Here is a 16238-nt window from a genome sequence, read left to right on the forward strand (position 1 = left end):
ATATAGCTCTTTAAAAATGACGAAGCTTGCGCTTCATTCAAAAATTGTAAAACTTTTTTTGCCTCATCGTTCAGTTTTCAAAGTTCGTCAGTTTAAATGGTGGGCCTAAGTGGACTCGAACCACCGACCTCACGCTTATCAGGCGTGCGCTCTAACCGGCTGAGCTATAGGCCCATAATAAAAATGGTGCACCCTGAGAGATTCGAACTCCCGGCCTTTAGATTCGTAGTCTAACGCTCTATCCAGCTGAGCTAAGGGTGCATATTGGTGCGGTCGAGAGGACTTGAACCTCCACGGTGTTAACCACCACTAGGCCCTCAACCTAGCGCGTCTACCGATTCCGCCACGACCGCAGCGTATTAAGGTGTTACGAGGGATAAAAAATGGTGAGTCATGCAGGGCTCGAACCTGCGACCCTCTGATTAAAAGTCAGATGCTCTACCAACTGAGCTAATGACTCAAATTATAAGCTGGGCCGGAAGGGATCGAACCTTCGCATGTCGGAATCAAAATCCGATGCCTTACCACTTGGCTACGGCCCAACGTAAATGGCGGTCTTGACGGGATTTGAACCCGCGATCTCCTGCGTGACAGGCAGGCATGTTAACCCCTACACCACAAGACCGTTATACGTGCTTAAATTTGAAATGGTGGAGGATGACGGGATCGAACCGCCGACCCCCTGCTTGTAAGGCAGGTGCTCTCCCAGCTGAGCTAATCCTCCGTATGATGGTGACCCGTACGGGATTCGAACCCGTGTTACCGCCGTGAAAGGGCGGTGTCTTAACCGCTTGACCAACGGGCCAGATGTATGTGTTTTCTAAAAATTAAGTGGCGGAGACGGAGGGATTCGAACCCTCGCACCGGTTTCCCAGCCTACTCCCTTAGCAGGGGAGCCCCTTATAGCCTCTTGGGTACGTCTCCAAAATAAAATGGCTCCGCAAGTAGGATTTGAACCTACGACCTACCGGTTAACAGCCGGTTGCTCTACCACTGAGCTATTGCGGAACGTTGCTTGAATTTATCGAAGTAACGATTTAAATTGTAACCGCAAACCAGAAACCTGTCAATCACTTTTTTAGAAAAGCTTTAATATTCCATGTCGTCTCTCGGCGACTTCTATAAGATAGCACGGGCAGAAAAGACCGTCAACACTTTTTTATAAAAAAACCCGAGCAAAATGAAAAACATTTTGCCCGGTACTAGTTCCTTCTTATTTAACGCTTCGGCTCCAACATCGTGAGACTGATCCGTCCACGATTGGCGTCCACTTGTTCAATCCATACGGTGACGATATCACCGACTGCAACGACATCAAGCGGATGCTTGACGTAGCGATTCGACAATTTCGAAATATGGACGAGTCCATCTTGCTTCACCCCGATATCAACGAACGCCCCAAAGTCGATGACGTTTCGCACCGTCCCTTGGAACTCCATCCCCACTTGAAGGTCCTCCAAGTTCATAACGTCGGTCCGAAGCAATGGTTTCTGAATATCTTCGCGCGGGTCACGTCCAGGCTTCGCGAGCGACTTCAAGATATCTTCGACTGTCGGTAATCCGGCATCTAGCTTCTCACTTAGCACTTTGGCATCGACCGTCTTTAATCGTTCCCGCAGTTCGGCCGTGCCTACCGCTTGCTTTGAAACACCGAGTTCCTTCAATAGAGAGAGTGTCAGTTTATAGCTCTCTGGATGAATCTCCGTCTGGTCGAGCACATCACTCCCGTTCGTGATCCGTAAAAAGCCGGCTGCTTGTTCATACGCCTTCGCTCCAAGACGTGGTACTTTCTTGATTTCTTTCCGTGTGTCAAAGCGGCCGAACTCGTCACGATACGCGACAATGTTTTTAGCCGTCGTCTTATTCAATCCGGATACATACGTGAGCAGTGACTCCGAAGCCCGGTTCACATCGACGCCGACCATGTTGACGACACTCTCGACAACGAACTCGAGCGATTCTTTCAACTTGTTCTGACTGACGTCATGCTGATATTGCCCGACCCCGACAGACTGCGGATCGACTTTGACGAGTTCCGCCATCGCGTCTTGAATGCGTCGAGCAATTGAGACGGCCGAACGTTCTTCCACTTTCAATTCCGGGAACTCTGATCGGGCAATTTCTGAAGCCGAATAGACACTCGCCCCCGCCTCGTTGACGATGGCATATGCTATCTCGCGTTCCGCCTTCTTTAGCCAGTTCGATACGAATTGCTCCGTTTCACGGGATGCGGTCCCATTCCCGATGACGATAACCGAGATTGGATAACGTTTCACGAGCGACGCCAACACTTTCTCTGAGCCCGCGACATCGTGTTTCGGTGCCGTCGGATAGAAGACACCGACCTCTTCGACTTTTCCAATTTCATTGACGACGGCCCATTTACAACCTGTACGATAGGCCGGGTCAATTCCTAGGACGACGACCTCACGAAGCGGTGGTTGCATGTAGAGCTGTTTCAAGTTTTTTGAGAACACATCGATTGCCTGTTCTTCAGCCGTCTCGGTCAACTCACTCCGGACTTCGCGTTCGATGGCCGGGAACACCGACTTCTTGAAGGCATCCTTCACGGCGAGCGTAACGAGTTCGCGTTTCTCCGTTGGCAAGCGGTCAAACTTACCGAGCGCTTGTCGCATGAAACCCGTCTCGTCGAAGACGATCTTCACTTGCAACACATCCGTGCGCTCTCCACGGTTCAAGGCGAGGATTCGGTGTGGGACGATTCCTGCGATTTTCTCTTCATATTCATAATACTGGGCGAACACTTCTTTCTCATCTTCCGCCTGCTTTTTCTTCTGTGAACGAAGGAGCGCCTCTTTCCGGACTCGTGTACGGAGTGATTGTCGAAGCGTCGCCACTTCGCCCCACTCCTCTCCGATAATCGATTGGACGAACGGAAGTGCTTCTTCAAGCGAGAGGTCCCCTGCTAACGACTGCGCTTCGGTCACCGAATATGGTGTTGGTTGACGATACCAGTCAGCGAGCGGTTGGAGCCCTTTCTCCCGACCTTGTTCGGCTTTCGTCCGTCGCTTCGGACGATACGGAAGGTAGATGTCATCGACTTGTTGCAGGCTCGTCGCCGTTTCAAGCGCACGGGTCAACTCTGGTGTCGCCTTCTCGAGTTCCTCGAGTTTGGCGAGGACGTCCGTCTTACGTTTGTGCAAACTCTCTTCATATTGTAAGGCATCGAGAATGGCTTTGATTTCCACTTCATCGAGATTATCGGTCATTTCTTTACGGTACCGGGCCATGAACGGAATCGTCGCTCCGTCCGCGGCAAGTTGTTGCACCGTCTCGACTTGACTCGTCTTCAACTTCAAATCTTTCGCGACTTTCGTAATCAATCGAATCACTTCCTTTTCTCTTCTCTCTTGAAGTGTAGCAAACTCACGCGTGGACGACAAAAAAACGATGACCGTTTAGTCATCGTTTGAGAATACTTCATTGAGCGGGACTTTGATGGCCTCGCGTAATTTTTCGAGCGCACGACGCTGTAAGCGCGATACGTGCATCTGTGAAATCCCAAGGAGCTCACCCGTCTCTTTTTGGCTCATGTTTTTATAATAAGCACATTCCAGAATCGCCTGTTCCCGTTCATTCAACACGCTGAACGCTTTTTCAAGGATGAGGCGCTGGTCAACCGATTCGTAACCACGTTCTTGACTCCCGACGAGGTCGAGGAGCGTGACGGTCGAACCTTCGTTGTCCGCTTCGATTGAGCTGTCGACGGAAAGGGCTTGGTAGCTCTTACCCATCTCGAGCGTTTCGAGAATCTCTTCATCGGAAACACCAAGGTGATCGGCGATCTCATCGATGCGTGGTGAACGTTGCAATTCGGTCGTTAACTCTTCGACCGTCTTCTTGATTTTCGGTCCGAGCTCTTTAATCCGGCGTGGAACGTGGACGCTCCACGTTTTGTCACGGATGAAACGCTTGATTTCACCGATAATCGTCGGAACGGCAAACGACTCGAAACTGCGTCCAAACTCAGGGTCGAAACGACGAAGGGCAGCGAGAAGTCCGATCATGCCGACTTGAACGAGGTCGTCATGAATGGCCCGGCCTCGCGAAAACTTTCGTGCAAGCGCCTCAACGAGGTCCGAGTATCGGTTGATGAGGAGCATTTGGACTTCTTCATTTTGATCGTCCTGTTGATAACGCTCGATCCACTCTAATACTTCATCATCACTGTGATGGCGTTGTTGAGATTTTGCTGGCACTCTGATCCACCTCGTCCCTGTTAAGGAGTTTCGTCATCGTCACCTTGACACCATTGTCCTTGTTGATCGAGACGTCATCCATTAAGGCTTCAATGAGGAAAAGACCGAGTCCCCCTTCGTGAAGCGATTCGATTTCAGCCGTCTCTTCGACTGGTGCCGCTTGGCGTTTCACGTCGTCGGCAAATGTTTTGCCCGAGTCCTCAATCGTCATTTCGAGACGATCTTGATGGACGCCACACGTAAGCTTCACTTCACCTTCTTGATCTTCATAGGCATGTTGAACAGCATTGCCACAGGCTTCCGAGACCGCGATTTTAATATCCTCGATCTCGTCGTACGTATATCCCATACGGTTAGCGATTCCTGAGACGACTAAACGGACCACACCGACATACTCCGGTTTGGCCGGGAACGTCATCACCGTCTGTTCGATGTTACTCATTGCGTGCCACCTCTTACGTTTGTATTGATCGAAAGCAACTTGTGCAGTCCTGTCAATTCAAAGAGACGGTTGACGCGGTCGGTGACGCCGACGAGCGACAACTCTTTCTCGTTACGTTTGGCTATTTTAAGGGCACCGACAAATACGCCAAGACCAGTTGAATCCATATAGTCCACTTCATCCAAATGAACGGTAACATCCTGCTCCGTAATAGCCGGGTGCAAGACTTCCTTCAATTTTGGTGCGGTATATGTATCCACTTCTCCGGATACGTAAAGGTGTAATTGTTCTCCAATGACTTGCTCGCGAATCGCTAAATCCATCGTATATTCCCTCCTAATGTGCGTACAGAAAAATTGAGTACGATTAAACTAAATTCCCGTTTTACAGAATTCTAAACTATTTTTTGAAGATTTTTTTGAAAAAAAACCGATACCCATGTATCGGTTTCTTTATATGTAAGCTAGAGAGGGATTAATCCCAGACTAATCTCTAGCGCTCGGTCAACTTTGTGCATCGTCTCATCATCGAGATGAGTGACTTTATCTGTCAGACGACGCTTATCAATCGTTCGAATCTGTTCAAGCAAAATCACGGAATCTCGTTCGAGACCATGTTTGACTTGATATACCTCTACATGAGTCGGCAGTTTTGCTTTCTGGATCTGAGCCGTAATCGCAGCGACAATGACGGTCGGGCTAAAGCGATTGCCGATATCGTTTTGAATGACGAGAACCGGACGAACTCCACCTTGCTCTGAACCGACTACGGGCGACAGATTCGCATAAAACACGTCACCACGCTTTACGATCACTCCGCTCACACCCCGCTTACTTGACGTAAGAGAGCATGTTCGGCTTCCGTCTCAATCATCAGCATCTCTTCTGCCATATTCAAATTAAACGCGGCCATCTCTTGATAGCCTCTCGCCAATTCTTCGCGCAGTGTTTGTTGTCGATCAGCAATTTCTTTGGACAAGTACGTCACTACATCGTTCAATGACAATGATTCACGATCTTTCATCGAAATCGGACCCACATGTTGCGAGAACCGATCTGGAACGGACGCTAAAGCACCCGCAGTTCGCTGTTTCAACATCTTACACCTCCAGAATCGTTTCAATGACTGGCGGAAATCTTCCCGCGTTCTTTACCAATATAACACGCGAGTTTGGGAAAATATAGAGGATTCCCGAAAGAATTCAGATAATTTCACACGTTTTCCGCTTTACACATAACGTCGTGGGAGGCGGCTCGTCAATTGACAGACGACCTCGTAGTTGATCGTCTCGAGATGCGTGGCCAGTTCATCAATCGCGACCGGTCCACCGATGAGCGTGACGATCGTCCCGACCGGAACTGACTCGGGAAGCCTCACCATGAAGCGGTCCATACAGACACGACCGACAATCGGACAACGGTGACCGTTTACGTCGACTTTGAAGCCGCTCGCTTTACGAATCCAGCCGTCGGCATATCCGACCGGCACGGTACCAATCCACTCATCTTCAGTCGTCGTATACGTCGCCCCGTAGCTAATCGTCTGTCCGGCCTCGAGTTGCTTCACTTGCATGAGCTTACTCTTCAACGTGAAGGCTGGACGTAAGAATGAATAGAAGGAAGCCATCTCAGCCGACGGATACAATCCATAGAGCGCGATGCCGACCCGGACCAAGTTATACGGCACATCTTGTCCGGCCATGCGGATCGCTCCGGCCGAGTTTGACGTATGAATGTAGCGGAATCGCGAGTGGAGTCCATCTATCAACTGACCGAACCGCTCCTGTTGCTCATAATATAGCTGGCTGTCCGGCTCATCCGCTGTCGCAAAATGCGTATAAATCCCTTCGACGATAAAACGGTCATCTGCCGCTTCTAAAAGGGCATCAAGTTCGGCGCGGGTCCGCAAACCGAGACGACCCATCCCCGTGTCGACTTTCACATGAACGGTGAGTGGACGGTCAGATAGATGTGTGCACGCCTCACGCAACCAGTCGGCCGAAAAGACGGACAACGTCACATCGTGTTCGGCTGCGACGCCCGCAGTTTCTGGGAACTGGGCCTCCATGACGAGAATCGGCGCTTTAATCCCGGCCTCTCGGAGCTCGATGGCTTCTTCAAGCAAGGCCACGCCGAGCATCGTTGCCCCGTTCTCGAGTACGATTTTCGCGACTTCGATGGCTCCATGTCCGTAAGCGTTCGCTTTGACGACGGCCATGAGCGCTTGCGGGATCCGTTTTTTGATTTCGATTACGTTATGCTTGATCGCCGCCCGATCAATTTCAATCCAACTTGGACGAAACATCGTGATCCCCCTCTTCAATGATGACTTGTGCCACGGCGTATTGCTCGCTGTGGCTGATACTCACATGAATCCGGCCTGAGTAAGGCGCCGTCATATGTGGTCGCCCGGCCTCATCCGGTAAGATTTCGATTTGTTGCCACGACAGGCCCCGGGCAATCCCGGTCCCGACCGCTTTGGCATACGCTTCTTTCGCCGCGAACCGTCCAGCGACGAATTCGATGCGGCGTTGTTCTGGATAGGCGTCGGCGAGCGCCCGCTCAGCTTCGGTCAACAGACGCGCGACGAAACGGTCATTCTTGATCGAGCGAGCAATCCGCTCGAGCTCGACGATATCGATTCCGATTCCCACAATCACAGGACACTCGCTCCTTTCCTTTTTCACTCGTTTCCTTATACAATTAAGGAAAGAGGTGATGCTATGTTTAGTCGTACTGAGAATGTTCAAACGTTCGTCCGAGCGTATCCGCTCGTAACGCTGTTCATTGTAATCCAACTGCTCGTGTTTGTCATCGATTCTTTGGTACCTGACCTCCGAATCGTCGCACTCGGTGGGTCGTTCCATCTCGCGCTCGCCCAAGGGGAATGGTACCGTCTCTTGACGGCCAACTTCATCCACTTAGGGCTCGGTCATTTGCTGTTCAACTCGTTCGCTTTGATTATCTTCGGACCTGCCATGGAACGCATGGTCGGCCATATCCAGTTCGCCGTGTTCTATATCGTCGCCGGTGTGCTTGCCAACCTGCTCACGTTCTTCACGGTAAGTGAACTGTTCTATCTGCAAGCCGGTGCGTCCGGTGCGATTTTAGCGATTCTTGGCTTCTACGTGTACATCGGTCGGTTCCGCCGAACGCTCATCTATAGCCAGGACGCGCGACTCGTCTATATCTTCGTCGCCATCAGCGCCGTGTTCACGCTCATCGGGGCGAACGTATCACTGTGGGGACATGTGTATGGTTTCCTCGCCGGATTTGTGCTCGCAATCCCGCTCTCCCGGTTCGCGGTCCCATACTCGCGCCCGCTCCGCTACGGAAAGTACAAGCCGCGCAAATATTCACCCCCAATCATTCATACGGGTGAAGGCAAATGGATTTTCTACGTCATCGTCGGACTGGCCGTGTTCGGTTTGTTCGCCCGCTTCTTATGACAGTAATAAAGAGAGGATTCGCCCGAGCGGCGAATCCTCTCTTTTGTTTAGGCGAGCAAAGTGAGCATGAGCGCCTTTTGCGCGTGTAAGCGATTCTCGGCTTGATCGAACACGACCGACTGCGGACCATCGATGACGTCGGCCGTCACTTCTTCGCCGCGATGGGCCGGGAGGCAGTGCAGGAAAATCGCCTCTGACTTCGCTTGCTGCATGAGCGAAGCATCGACTTGGAACGTCGCAAACTGCGTCAACCGTTCCGCCGCTTCCGCTTCTTGCCCCATGCTCGCGAACACATCCGTGTAAATGACATCCGCACCCGTGGCGGCAGCAACCGGGTCTTGCCAAAGCGTGATGCTCCCCCCTGTCGTTGCCGCGAGTTCATTCGCTCGTTCGAAAATCTCGGTCTCGACCGTATATGCTTCTGGCGAGGCGATGCGGATGTGCATCCCACTGAGCGCGCCCCCGATCATGAGCGAGTGGGCCATATTGTTCCCGTCGCCGATGTACGTCAACGTCTTCCCTGTTCTCGTGCCGAACACTTCCTCGACCGTCAACAAGTCGGCGAGTACTTGGCACGGGTGATGGGAATCGGTCAATCCGTTGATGATTGGAATCGAACCTGCCGAAGCGAGCGTCTCGACCGTCGCGTGGGCGTACGTCCGAATCATGAGCGCATCGACATAACGGCTCATGACTTGTATCGTATCCGTCAGCGGTTCCCCACGCCCGATTTGTAAATCACTGCTGCTCAAGAACAGCGGATAACCGCCGAGTTCGACGACACCGACCTCGAACGACATCCGGGTCCGGGTCGAGGCCTTCTCGAACAAGAGCGCCACTTTCTTGCCGGCGAGCACCGACTGGAACGCTTCCGGTTGTCGTTTCACCTCGGCCGCCAGTGCAAGCAAGTCGTCGAGGGCGGACGGCGTCAGCTCCTCGAGTGTCAGTAGATGATTGATCGTTTTCGTCGTCATAATGGTAGTCCCTCTCCTGTCTGCATCGTTTGAAGTGAACGGACCCGCATCGGTTCCGCTTGCATCGCTTGTTGATAGTATTCGGCAAGATGTGTCTCCGAGATGACGTGGACGCCATTTCGGACCGCCGTCTCACGTGCCGCTTGCTCTTCTGGTGCGTTCGAGAATAGGACCGACACGTTTTGGAACTCGGTCGTCTCATCAAGCGTTTGATCACTATATGACGACCAGCCTTGGCCGGCTACGGTCTCAGTCCGATTCATGACGCGCGTCGTCGTCGCATCGTAACAGAACCGTTCGGACACGTAAGGGGTCATGCTGAATTGGAGTGTCTCTCCGGTCGAGCGCATGACGGGTCCGGTGAGCGGGTCGACGCCTGGCAATTTCAAACTCGAGAACACCGGTGTCTTGATGGCATAGCCGCTCCATACCGGACGTGCCTCTGGGACGACGGTTGCCAACTCATGGCCGAACGCCGCGAGCGTCGCCCATTCGATGAGTGGTTCCCCGGTCACTTTACTGACGATTGGGACCGTCCGAGATGCACGCGGATTGATTTCGAGCACGTAAATGACGTCGCCCTTCAAAACGAATTGGATATTGAGCGCGCCCCGGTACGTGAGTGCTCGCCCGATTGTTTGAACGATGGCTTCAATCTCGGCTTGTTGCGCGAGTGACGTCTTGATCGGCGGCAGAATCATCGTCGAATCGCCCGAATGGACACCGGCTGCCTCAATCTGTTCGAGCAAGGCCGGAACGTAGACGGTTTTCCCGTCAGTGACACAGTCGACTTCGAGTTCACGTCCATCGACATACGCATCGACGAGGAGCGGATAAGTCAAGTGCGGTTCGACTTGAGCCAACTCCGCCGCAGTCCGGATGATATACATGCCTTTTCCACCGATGACGTAGGAGGGACGGACGACACATGGATACCCGAGACGATCGATCGCGGACGTCAACTCGTCAACTGATCCGACCTCTTCTCCAGGGATGTGGGCCACCCCGATTTCGTCAAGGAATTGATAGAACCGATCCCGGTCCTCCATTTGATCGATGACGTCTGCCGTCGCCCCGAGCAAGTGGTAGCCTTTGGTTTCTAGCGCACGGGCGAGTGAGATGCCGGTCTGGCCGCCGAACTGGATGAGGACGTCCTGACAGCCTTCTGCCTCCAATACGTGGACGACATCTTCAAACGTCAACGGTTCGACGTACAGTTTGTCTGCGACCGTGAAGTCGGTTGACACCGTCTCCGGATTGTTGTTGATCATAATCGTCTCGACCCCGAGCTTTTGAAGGGCCCAGACAGCGTGCACCGAACTGTAATCGAACTCGATACCTTGCCCGATGCGAATCGGCCCTGACCCGATGATGGCGACTTTCGGGCGCTCGCTCGGCACGACTTCAGACGTCCCGTGCCACGACCCGTAAAAGTACGGTGTGTGGCTCTCGAACTCGGCGGCACACGTATCAATCATCTGATAGACCGGATGGATGTCGTGTTCGAGCCGCATCGCTGCGACTGCGTCGGCCGTGACGTTCATCTGTTGCGCAATCTGGGCGTCAGTGAAACCGAACCGTTTCGCTCGCAACAAGTTTTCTTTCATAGACAGGTCCAGACGGATTGTCGTCACGAGTCGCTCGAACGTCATCATGAAGTGCGGGGCGATACCCGTCAGCGCTTCAAGCTGTGACGCCGTGGCGATTCCCCGATCGAGTAACGCGAGGCACGCCAGGAGACGACGATCGGTCGGTGCCGAAATTTCAGCGTAGAGCGCGTCAGGATCAGCTGTCGCCATCCAACTCGGATAGAGCGGACTCTGCTCGACACCGGCACCGCGCCACGCTTTCTGTAGCGCTTCTTCGAGTGCTTTGCCCATCGCCATGCTCTCCCCGGTCGCTTTCATCTGCGGTCCGAGCGTCCGGTCCGTCCCATTGAACAAATCGAACGGGAACGTCGGCACTTTCGCCGTCACATAATCGAGGGCCGGCTCGAAGCTCGCCATCGTCCCGTTCGTGACGGGATTGATGCAATCGTCGAGTCGTTCCCCGAGGGCAAGACGGGTGGCAATCTTCGCAATCGGATAACCGGTCGCCTTCGAGGCGAGCGCCGAGCTACGTGAGACACGCGGGTTCACTTCAATCACGTAATAGGCGTCTTCCGTCGGATGAACGGCGAACTGGATGTTACACCCGCCGACGACACCAAGTGCCGAGACGATTCGGAACGCGGCGCTCCGTAACGTCTGATGCATGACATCCGATAGTGTCTGGGCCGGGGCGAACACGACCGAATCGCCCGTATGGACGCCGACCGGGTCGATGTTTTCCATGTTGCAGACGATGATACACGTCCCGTTGGCGTCGCGCATGACCTCATATTCGAACTCTTTATACCCGGCGATACTCTGCTCGATTAAACACTGCGAGATGGGACTCGCCTCGAGACCACGTTGCGCAAGCGTGTAGGCGGCATCAATCGTCTCCGCAATCCCGCCGCCGGTACCGCCGAGCGTGAACGCCGGACGAACGATGAGCGGGACGCCTGTCTCGGCGATAAAGCGATCAAGTCCATCGATCGATTCGATGGTCGTGCTGACCGGGAGCGGTTCCCCAAGTTCGTTCATCTTCTGTTTGAACCGTTCGCGGTCCTCCCCGTCGCGAATCGTCTCGAGCGACGTCCCAAGGAGGGCGATCCCGTATCGTTCGAGCACACCGGCCTCGTCCAAGGCGAGCGCCAAATTGAGGGCGGTCTGCCCGCCGACCGTGGCAAGCAAGTGGGTCGGACGTTCTGTCTCGATAATCAACTCGGCCTTCTCTAACGTCATCGCCTCGATGTATGTGTGATCGGCCAAACCGGGATCGGTCATGATCGTGGCCGGGTTCGAGTTGAAGAGCACGACCTCACAGCCTGCTTCTCGAAGCGCTTGGCACGCCTGTGTGCCCGAATAGTCAAACTCGGCCGCCTGTCCGATGATAATCGGACCTGAACCGATGACGAGTACTTTCTTATGCATAGACGTTCACCCCTTGCTGAATCATTTCGTCGAAGCGGTCAAAGATGGCTTGTGCTTCCTTTGGTCCCGGACTGGCCTCCGGATGAAACTGGGCCGAGAGAATCGGGGCCGTCCGGTGCAATGTCCCTTCGACCGACAAATCGTTCACGTTCTCAAATAGTAGCTCGAGCGGCGTCGCTTCCAAACTGTCCCGTTTGACGACGTACCCGTGATTTTGCGACGTCATCCACACTTCACCCGTCTGGACGTTCCGGACCGGATGATTGGATCCGCGGTGTCCGTAAGCCTGTTTTTCAATCTCACACCCGAAGGTGAGCGCGAGCAGTTGATGGCCCATACAAATGCCGAGCGTCGGATACGCCAGTGACACTTCACGCACATCCTCGAGGTAGTCGATTAAATCACGTGGGTCTCCCGGACCGTTCGACACGAGAATCCCGGTCGGCGCGAGCGCGTGGACTTGGGCGGCCGTCGTATCGAACGGAACGACTGTCACCGCGTACCCTCGCTCCACCATCGCTTGAACCATCGACGCCTTCACGCCGAAATCAAGACAGACGATATGTCCGCTCGCCCCGTCGCCGTGACGCACATGACGTGGCGTCGAAACGGTCTCCGTAATCTGATGTAGGTCCCCATCGAACGACACATCCGATTCCGACGTCATCACACCCCACTGATCCCCGTGTTCACGGAGGGCATGGACGAGCGAGCGCGTGTCGACGTCAGACAGTACCGGCACACCGGACTGCTCCAACCAATCCTTCAAGTCGGTCGCCGCCCCGTTGCCAGCTAACGTCTGGACGAGCACGCCCGCCACTTGAATGTCCGCACTTTCAGATGCTGCGTCGGTCAACCCATATTGTCCGATGAGCGGATATGTGAACGCGACGATTTGACCGGCGTACGAAGGATCGGTCAACACTTCTTGATAACCGGTCATCCCTGTGAAGAAGACGACCTCCCCTTTCGCCGAGCGCGCACTCGTCTCCCACGTCCCGTTGAACTGTTGACCGCTTTGTAACGTCACTGTCCCCGTCATGACACCATCTCCTTTGTAATCACATGTCCAATGATTGCGAGCGCCTCATCCACTTCGGCTTCTGTAAGCAACAAAGACGGCAAGAAGCGAATCACGTCAGGACCTGCCGCAACGACCAAGAGGCCAGCGTCTCGCAACTGTTCGATCCATGCCGCGACCGATTGCGTCGCGACGAGCCCGAGCATCAAACCGAGTCCACGTACCTCGGTGAATGTCTCTCCGTCGACAAATTGTTCCAAGCCCGCTCGTAATCGCGCGCCCATCGCATTGACGTGGGCAAGTGCGTCCGCCTCGAACAAAATGTCGAGCGTCGCTTCCGCCGCGGCCATCGCGAGCGGATTGCCGCCGAACGTCGAACCGTGACTGCCAGCCGTGAAGACGTGTTCCGCACCTGCTGCTGTCAAAATCGCTCCGACAGGAAAACCACTACCGAGCCCTTTCGCGAGCGTGACGACGTCCGGTTTAAGCGGTGTCTGTTCGAACGCGAAACGGGTACCTGTGCGGGCAATCCCGGTCTGCACCTCATCGACGACGATTTTGACACCATGCTCAGTCGCTTTCGCTTGAAGCGCTTCGAGCCATGCCGCGTCAGCGACGACGACCCCACCCTCGCCTTGGACGATTTCGAGCCAGACCGCAGCCGTCTCGTCATCGATCATGCCGAGTGCATCCATATCGTTGAACGGCGCGTGTACAAAATCAGACACCATCGGGCCGAATCCGGCTTTGACCTTGTCTTGTCCGGTCGCCCCGAGCATGGCGAACGAGCGACCGTGGAACGATTTCGTGAACGTCACGATTTTTGTCTTGTTCGTCCATTTCCGAATCAATTTGAATGCCCCTTCGTTCGCCTCGGTCCCGCTGTTACAGAAGAACGCATGCGTCAAATGCGTCCCTGACATGAGCGTCTCGGCGACGCGCGCTTGCCCGCTGATGTTGTAAAGGTTCGAGGTGTGCCACACTTTTTGAAGCTGCGCCTCTAGCGTTTGGCTCACGTGCGGATGACGATGACCCGTCCCGCAGACGGCGATGCCCATGACGAAATCGAGATACCGCTTCCCCGCCGTATCGGTCACGTAGGACCCGCTCGCCTGCTCAATCTCAATATGTCGTTGTCCGTATGTCGGTAGTAGTGAATGCATGGTGCACCTCCTGTAGTGTTGTCCCGGGATGAACCGGGTCCTTGCCGTCACGGATGACGGCGACTGCAATCCCTCCTGCTAGAGCTGCTAAGAGCGCCTCGGTTTTCGGGATCATCCCCCCATAGATATCCCCTGTGGCGATGGCCGTTTGGACGTCTTCACGTGTCAGCGTTTGACGGAACGTCCCATCAATCCGGATACCTGGGACGTCAGTGATCATTTCGAAGCAGTCGGCCTGCAGCGCGACCGCGACGGCAATCGCACAATCGTCCCCATTACAGTTCAACGTGCCTTCCGTACCGTGTAATAATGATGTCACGACAGGCACGTAGCGACCCGCGAGCAACAGCTCGAACAAGTCTGTCTCGACCCGGTCGACTTCACCGACCGCCCCGAGTTCCACCAATTGCTTTCCTGTCAGCGTCTGTCCGTCCACACCCGAGAGACCGACCGCTTGAATCTGATGACGACCGAGGGCAGCGACGATTTCGGTCTGCATCTCCCCCGCGAGCACGCGCTCGGCACCGGTCAACACCTCCGCTGTCGTGACACGACGTCCGTCTTGAAACACCGGTTCGATTTGTTGGTGCTCGCAATAAGCGGACAACGCAGGTCCACCCCCATGAACGATCACAAGTTCATGTCCCGCCTCGAGCCATGCCTGCCATTCTTTGAAATAGTCCGGATGGAGCGTGTCCCAAACGCTCCCGCCGAGTTTGACGATTTTCCGTTGTTTCATGTCCGGTAACTCGCGTTGATTTTGACGTAATCGTAAGTCAAATCGCAGCCGTACGCCTGACCTTGTCCGGTGCCGTCCTTCAATCGGATTTGGATCGAGACGACGTCTTGTCCCATCTCTTCTGTCGCGAGCGCCTCATCGAACCAGACCGGCGCACTTTCCATCAGCACATGCTGTGACCCGATGCGGATGTCGACGTGGTTCACGTCAATCGGTTGCTCCGATGAACCGATGGCGGCGATGATGCGTCCCCAGTTCGCATCTTGTCCATAGACGGCCGTCTTCACGAGCGACGAGCCGACGACTTGTTTCGCAATCATCCGAGCCGCCTCATCCGTCTTCGCCCCGACGACCTCGACCTCAATCAATTTCGTCGCCCCTTCCCCGTCACGAGCAATCGCCTTGGCGAGATCTGTGCACACGTCCGTCAACGCTTGGCAGAAGCAGTCATAGGCTGGTGTCCCTTCGATGATTTCATCCATCTCGGTCAGTCCGCTCGCCAAAGCGAGCACCATATCGTTCGTCGAACTGTCCCCGTCGACGGTGATGCTGTTAAACGAGGCGTCCACGCTCTGTTTCAGCGCCCGTTGTAACACGTCGGGCGCGATGACGGCATCGGTCGTGATGAAGCCGAGCATCGTCGCCATGTTCGGATGAATCATTCCCGAGCCTTTGGCCACACCTGCGATTGTCACGGTCGCGCCTCCTTCGGTGTACTCGACGCCCGTACATTTTGTTCCCGTATCGGTCGTCAAAATCGCTTCCGCGAACGACTCCGCCCCCGTCTCCTCATGGATCGGTTCAAGCAAATCGATCCCGTTCAAGAGCGTCTCCATCGGCAACAGTTGACCGATGACACCTGTCGAGGCAATCGCCACTTCTTCCGGTTTGACCCCGATATGTTCGGCCGCCTTATCGCGCATCGTATACGCGTCCTCGAGCCCTTGCGGACCGGTGCAGGCGTTGGCGTTTCCACTGTTAATCAAGACGGCACGAATCTTCCCGCTCGACGCATGTAGCGTTTCTTTCGTCACTTGAATCGGAGCCGCTTGAAATTGGTTCGTCGTATACACCGCGGCGGCACTAGCCAACTGTTCGCAGACGAGCAGGGCTAAATCCTTACGCTTTCGTTTCAGTCCGGCGTGAACCCCGCACGCTTGAAACCCTTTCGGCGTGACGACGTGGACGACAGGGCTGATCGTTGTTTCAATCAT

Annotated in this window: 15 protein-coding genes and 10 tRNA genes; 1 reads left to right on the forward strand and 24 read right to left on the reverse strand. The window is 54.4% G+C overall.

Going from position 1 to position 16238, the window contains the following annotated elements:
• Nucleotides 1–97: 97 nt before the first annotated feature.
• The 18 genes from KNP84_RS08370 to acpS all read right to left on the reverse strand — a co-directional run bounded on the left by KNP84_RS08370 (nt 98) and on the right by acpS (nt 7321).
• Nucleotides 98–174 (reverse strand) — tRNA-Ile (locus KNP84_RS08370).
• A gap of 10 nt (nt 175–184) precedes the next feature.
• Nucleotides 185–261 (reverse strand) — tRNA-Arg (locus KNP84_RS08375).
• Between the two features lie 4 nt (nt 262–265).
• Nucleotides 266–353: transfer RNA gene (locus KNP84_RS08380), tRNA-Leu, on the reverse strand.
• Between the two features lie 31 nt (nt 354–384).
• Nucleotides 385–460 (reverse strand) — tRNA-Lys (locus tag KNP84_RS08385).
• Nucleotides 461–470: 10 nt separating this feature from the next.
• Nucleotides 471–542: transfer RNA gene (locus tag KNP84_RS08390), tRNA-Gln, on the reverse strand.
• Nucleotides 543–549: 7 nt separating this feature from the next.
• Nucleotides 550–625: transfer RNA gene (locus tag KNP84_RS08395), tRNA-Asp, on the reverse strand.
• 23 nt (nt 626–648) lie between these two features.
• Nucleotides 649–724, reverse strand: a tRNA-Val gene (locus tag KNP84_RS08400).
• 6 nt (nt 725–730) lie between these two features.
• Nucleotides 731–805, reverse strand: a tRNA-Glu gene (locus KNP84_RS08405).
• Nucleotides 806–832: 27 nt separating this feature from the next.
• Nucleotides 833–924 (reverse strand) — tRNA-Ser (locus KNP84_RS08410).
• A gap of 9 nt (nt 925–933) precedes the next feature.
• Nucleotides 934–1008 (reverse strand) — tRNA-Asn (locus KNP84_RS08415).
• Nucleotides 1009–1217: 209 nt separating this feature from the next.
• Nucleotides 1218–3344 (reverse strand): Tex family protein, encoded by a 2127-nt coding sequence (locus KNP84_RS08420; RefSeq protein ID WP_215114727.1) that lies wholly within the window; start codon nt 3342–3344, stop codon nt 1218–1220.
• A 75-nt stretch (nt 3345–3419) separates the two neighbouring features.
• Nucleotides 3420–4220: an RNA polymerase sigma factor SigB gene (gene sigB / locus KNP84_RS08425; protein WP_021068185.1), complete on the reverse strand. Its 801-nt coding sequence runs from the start codon at nt 4218–4220 to the stop codon at nt 3420–3422.
• Nucleotides 4186–4662, reverse strand: coding sequence for an anti-sigma B factor RsbW (rsbW, locus tag KNP84_RS08430; protein ID WP_021068184.1), 477 nt, complete (start codon nt 4660–4662; stop codon nt 4186–4188). Before rsbW ends, sigB begins: the two co-directional genes overlap by 35 nt.
• Nucleotides 4659–4985 carry an STAS domain-containing protein gene (locus KNP84_RS08435; protein ID WP_021068183.1) on the reverse strand — a complete coding sequence of 109 codons (327 nt, stop codon included), beginning with the start codon at nt 4983–4985 and terminating at the stop codon, nt 4659–4661. Before KNP84_RS08435 ends, rsbW begins: the two co-directional genes overlap by 4 nt.
• 140 nt (nt 4986–5125) lie before the next feature.
• Nucleotides 5126–5476, reverse strand: coding sequence for a type II toxin-antitoxin system PemK/MazF family toxin (locus KNP84_RS08440; RefSeq protein ID WP_029596222.1), 351 nt, complete (start codon nt 5474–5476; stop codon nt 5126–5128).
• A gap of 5 nt (nt 5477–5481) precedes the next feature.
• Nucleotides 5482–5760 carry a hypothetical protein gene (locus tag KNP84_RS08445; RefSeq protein WP_021068181.1) on the reverse strand — a complete coding sequence of 93 codons (279 nt, stop codon included), beginning with the start codon at nt 5758–5760 and terminating at the stop codon, nt 5482–5484.
• Between the two features lie 129 nt (nt 5761–5889).
• A complete protein-coding gene (gene alr, locus KNP84_RS08450) occupies nt 5890–6966 on the reverse strand; it encodes an alanine racemase (protein ID WP_215114616.1) in 1077 nt (358 codons plus the stop codon).
• Nucleotides 6944–7321 carry a holo-ACP synthase gene (acpS, locus tag KNP84_RS08455; RefSeq protein ID WP_029596224.1) on the reverse strand — a complete coding sequence of 126 codons (378 nt, stop codon included), beginning with the start codon at nt 7319–7321 and terminating at the stop codon, nt 6944–6946. Before acpS ends, alr begins: the two co-directional genes overlap by 23 nt.
• Nucleotides 7322–7384: 63 nt before the next feature.
• On the opposite strand from acpS, the gene KNP84_RS08460 reads away from it, so the two are divergent.
• Entirely contained in the window at nt 7385–8110 is a 726-nt protein-coding gene (locus KNP84_RS08460) for a rhomboid family intramembrane serine protease (protein ID WP_215114617.1), read from the forward strand.
• Nucleotides 8111–8157: 47 nt separating this feature from the next.
• Here KNP84_RS08460 and argF read toward each other — a convergent pair whose 3' ends face one another.
• Genes argF through argJ form a run of 6 tightly spaced genes read right to left on the reverse strand, consistent with a single transcriptional unit; the run spans nt 8158 to nt 16238 of the window.
• On the reverse strand, nt 8158–9084 hold the full coding sequence (gene argF / locus KNP84_RS08465) for an ornithine carbamoyltransferase (RefSeq protein ID WP_215114618.1): 927 nt from the start codon (nt 9082–9084) through the stop codon (nt 8158–8160).
• Nucleotides 9081–12101: a carbamoyl-phosphate synthase (glutamine-hydrolyzing) large subunit gene (gene carB, locus KNP84_RS08470; protein ID WP_215114619.1), complete on the reverse strand. Its 3021-nt coding sequence runs from the start codon at nt 12099–12101 to the stop codon at nt 9081–9083. Before carB ends, argF begins: the two co-directional genes overlap by 4 nt.
• The gene (locus tag KNP84_RS08475; protein WP_215114620.1) at nt 12094–13143 is read right to left on the reverse strand and encodes a carbamoyl phosphate synthase small subunit; all 1050 of its coding nucleotides are present in this window, start codon (nt 13141–13143) and stop codon (nt 12094–12096) included. The genes carB and KNP84_RS08475 overlap by 8 nt, the downstream gene beginning before the upstream one ends.
• On the reverse strand, nt 13140–14285 hold the full coding sequence (locus KNP84_RS08480; protein WP_214836824.1) for an aspartate aminotransferase family protein: 1146 nt from the start codon (nt 14283–14285) through the stop codon (nt 13140–13142). Before KNP84_RS08480 ends, KNP84_RS08475 begins: the two co-directional genes overlap by 4 nt.
• Complete coding sequence (argB, locus tag KNP84_RS08485; RefSeq protein ID WP_215114621.1) at nt 14245–15024, reverse strand: acetylglutamate kinase; 780 nt, start codon at nt 15022–15024, stop codon at nt 14245–14247. The genes KNP84_RS08480 and argB overlap by 41 nt, the downstream gene beginning before the upstream one ends.
• On the reverse strand, nt 15021–16238 hold the full coding sequence (argJ, locus tag KNP84_RS08490) for a bifunctional glutamate N-acetyltransferase/amino-acid acetyltransferase ArgJ (RefSeq protein ID WP_215114622.1): 1218 nt from the start codon (nt 16236–16238) through the stop codon (nt 15021–15023). Before argJ ends, argB begins: the two co-directional genes overlap by 4 nt.

This window comes from Exiguobacterium sp. s70 (assembly GCF_018618315.1).
GTDB lineage: Bacteria > Bacillota > Bacilli > Exiguobacteriales > Exiguobacteriaceae > Exiguobacterium > Exiguobacterium chiriqhucha.

Bases quoted from the DNA above. Each gene is read 5' to 3' on its own strand.
- KNP84_RS08445 (WP_021068181.1), bottom strand. From the start codon at position 5,760: ATGTTGAAACAGCGAACTGCGGGTGCTTTAGCGTCCGTTCCAGATCGG.
- argF (WP_215114618.1), bottom strand. From the start codon at position 9,084: ATGACGACGAAAACGATCAATCATCTACTGACACTCGAGGAGCTGACG.
- KNP84_RS08475 (WP_215114620.1), bottom strand. From the start codon at position 13,143: ATGACGGGGACAGTGACGTTACAAAGCGGTCAACAGTTCAACGGGACG.
- KNP84_RS08460 (WP_215114617.1), top strand. From the start codon at position 7,385: ATGTTTAGTCGTACTGAGAATGTTCAAACGTTCGTCCGAGCGTATCCG.
- rsbW (WP_021068184.1), bottom strand. From the start codon at position 4,662: ATGAGTAACATCGAACAGACGGTGATGACGTTCCCGGCCAAACCGGAG.
- argB (WP_215114621.1), bottom strand. From the start codon at position 15,024: ATGAAACAACGGAAAATCGTCAAACTCGGCGGGAGCGTTTGGGACACG.
- carB (WP_215114619.1), bottom strand. From the start codon at position 12,101: ATGCATAAGAAAGTACTCGTCATCGGTTCAGGTCCGATTATCATCGGA.
- KNP84_RS08480 (WP_214836824.1), bottom strand. From the start codon at position 14,285: ATGCATTCACTACTACCGACATACGGACAACGACATATTGAGATTGAG.
- KNP84_RS08435 (WP_021068183.1), bottom strand. From the start codon at position 4,985: ATGGATTTAGCGATTCGCGAGCAAGTCATTGGAGAACAATTACACCTT.
- alr (WP_215114616.1), bottom strand. From the start codon at position 6,966: ATGTTTCGTCCAAGTTGGATTGAAATTGATCGGGCGGCGATCAAGCAT.
- argJ (WP_215114622.1), bottom strand. From the start codon at position 16,238: ATGATTGAAACAACGATCAGCCCTGTCGTCCACGTCGTCACGCCGAAA.